Source organism: Actinosynnema sp. NPDC023658 (genome assembly GCF_040639995.1).
Classification (GTDB): domain Bacteria; phylum Actinomycetota; class Actinomycetes; order Mycobacteriales; family Pseudonocardiaceae; genus Actinosynnema.
Genome location: NZ_JBFAAX010000826.1, coordinates 1 through 2,486 on the forward strand (window position 1 = coordinate 1; position 2,486 = coordinate 2,486).

Annotated in this window: 3 protein-coding genes; all 3 read left to right on the top strand. The window is 74.1% G+C overall.

The window, feature by feature from the left end; genetic code table 11:
• Positions 1-1,116: MMPL family transporter (locus AB0G02_RS35250; protein ID WP_360803287.1), on the top strand; the 1,116-nt coding region annotated here is incomplete at its 5' end.
• Between the two features lie 72 nt (positions 1,117-1,188).
• Positions 1,189-1,923: an NAD(P)H-binding protein gene (locus AB0G02_RS35255; protein WP_360803290.1), complete on the top strand. Its 735-nt coding sequence runs from the start codon at positions 1,189-1,191 to the stop codon at positions 1,921-1,923.
• On the top strand, positions 1,920-2,486 hold a 567-nt coding region (locus AB0G02_RS35260), incomplete at its 3' end, for a sigma-70 family RNA polymerase sigma factor (protein ID WP_360803293.1). The genes AB0G02_RS35255 and AB0G02_RS35260, both read left to right, overlap by 4 nt.

Genomic DNA, 2,486 nt, shown 5'->3' on the forward strand with positions numbered 1-2,486 from the left:
GCCTCGGCGCTGCTGGCCTCGGTGACGTACCTGCCCGCGGTGCTGGAGCTGCTCGGCCGGTCCGCGTTCTGGCCGCTGCGACCGAAGCTCGGCTCGCCGCACCCCGAGTCGAGCGGGGTGTGGGCGCGGGTCGCCCGCCTGATCTCGGCCCGACCGCGGGCGACCTGGGTCCTCACCGCGCTGGTGCTGCTGGTCGGCGTCGCGTTCGTGCCGCAGCTCAAGGCGTCCGGCACGGCCCAGTCTGACGTGTTCCTCACCGACGTCGACTCGGTGGCCGGGCAGGAGGTGCTGTCGCGGCACTTCCCCGGTGGCAGCGGTGCGCCGACCGTCGTGCTCGCCCGCGCCGGGCAGACCGCGGCGGTGGTCGAGGCGGCGGACGTGCCCGGCGTGTCGGACGTGCGGCCCTCCGGTGAGGCCGAGGGCCTGGTGAAGCTCGACGTCGTGCTCGACGACCCGGCCGACTCCGAGGCGGCGCTGGCGACCGTGCAGCGGCTGCGCGACGCGGTGCGCGCGGTGCCCGACGCGGACGCCGAGGTCGGCGGCCCGACCGCCACCCAGCTCGACACCCAGACCACGTCCGAGCGGGACCGGCTGGTGATCATCCCGATCGTGCTGCTGGTGATCTTCCTCGTGCTCGCGCTGCTGCTGCGGTCGCTGCTCGCGCCGTTGCTGCTGATCGCCACGGTCGTGCTGTCGTTCGGCGCGACCATGGGCGTGGCCGCGCTGGTGTTCAACGGGATCTTCGACTTCCCCGGCGCCGACCCGGTGGTGCCGCTGTTCGGGTTCGTGTTCCTGGTGGCGCTGGGCATCGACTACAACATCTTCCTGATGACGCGGGTGCGCGAGGAGTCCGCCGAGCTGGGCACGCGGGCCGGGGTGCTGCGCGGCCTGACCATCACCGGCGGGGTGATCACGTCGGCGGGCGTCGTGCTCGCGGCGACGTTCTCGGCGCTCGCGGTGCTGCCCATCCTGTTCCTCGCGCAGATCGCGTTCATCGTGGCGTTCGGCGTGCTGCTGGACACGTTCGTGGTCCGGTCGCTGCTCGTGCCCGCGCTGGGCGTGGACATCGGTCGGCGCATCTGGTGGCCGTCCGCGCTGAGCCGCGGGAAGCCCTGATCGGGGGCCGTGTCACAGGCCGCGTGGCCCGATCGTCCTGGGAGTGGCAGGTTCCTTCAAGGAGGTCGGACGATGAGGATCGCGGTCGTGGGCGGTACGGGTGTCGTGGGGCGTCACGTGGTCGAGGAGGTGACGCGGGCCGGGCACGAGCCGGTGGTGATCAGCCGGTCCGACGGGGTCGACCTGCTCACCGGCGAGGGGCTCGACGAGGCGTTGGCCGGGTGCGAGGTGGTGATCGACGTGTCGAACTCGCCGAGCTGGTCGCGCGAGGAGGTGGAGCGGTTCTTCTCCCTGGGCACCGGTCACCTGGTCGAGTCGTCCGCGCGGGCGGGCGTGCGGCACCTGGTGGCGCTGTCCATCGTGGGCGCGGACGTGGTCGACCTCGACTACTACTTCGGCAAGCGGCGCCAGGAAGCGGTGGTGACGGCCGGGCCGGTGCCGTGGACGGTGCTGCGGGCGACGCAGTTCTTCGAGTTCGCGGCGCAGACGCTGGCGAACGAGTCGGGACCGGTCGTGACGGTGCCGCCGATGCTGTCGCAGCCGGTGTCGACGTCGGACCTGGCCGCGCGGCTGGTGGAGGTGGCGCTGGGCGAACCGCAGGGGTACGCGCTGCCGATGGCCGGGCCGGAGCGGATGCGGCTGGTCGACATGGCGCGGCGGCTCGTGGTCCGGCGGGGTGACGGCTGGGAGGTCGAGGAGGCGGGGGAGGGCCCGGCCGGGCTGGCCGACGGCGCCCTGTGCCCGGACGGCGACCACACCGAGGGCAAGGGGACGTTCGCCGAGTACCTGGAGACGGTGCGCCGGTGACCGACCCCGCCGCCGGACCCGGGACCGACCGGATCGCGGAGCTGGCCGCCGAGTACACGCGCATCCGGTCGCGGTTGGTCGGGGTCGCGTACTCCCTCGTCGGCACGGTGGCCGAGGCGCAGGACGTGGTCTCGGACTGCTGGTTGCGGTTGACCGCCGCGGACGAGCAGGAGCGGGTCCGCGACGTCGAGGCGTGGGCCGTGGTGGCGGTGGCCCGGCGGGCGGTCGACGTGCTGCGGTCGGCCCGGGTCCGGCGGGTGGACTACGTCGGGCCGTGGCTGCCGGAACCGCTCGTGGACACCGCCGCCGACCCGGCGGAGCGGGTCACCCTGGACGACACGGTGAGCTTCGCGCTCATGGTCGTGCTGGAGACCCTCACCCCGGCCGAGCGCACCACCTGGGTGCTGCACGAGGTGTTCGGGATGCCGTTCCCCGAGATCGCCGCGGTCGTCGGACGGAGCCCGGCCGCCGTCCGGCAGCTGGCGGTGCGGGCACGGGCGCACGTCGCGGCCGGTGCGCCCCGCGTCGACGTCGGCACGGCGGAGCACCGCCGGGCCCACGAC

Coding starts and splice junctions, on each gene's coding strand:
- AB0G02_RS35255 (WP_360803290.1), top strand. CDS start 1,189: ATGAGGATCGCGGTCGTGGGCGGTACGGGTGTCGTGGGGCGTCACGTG.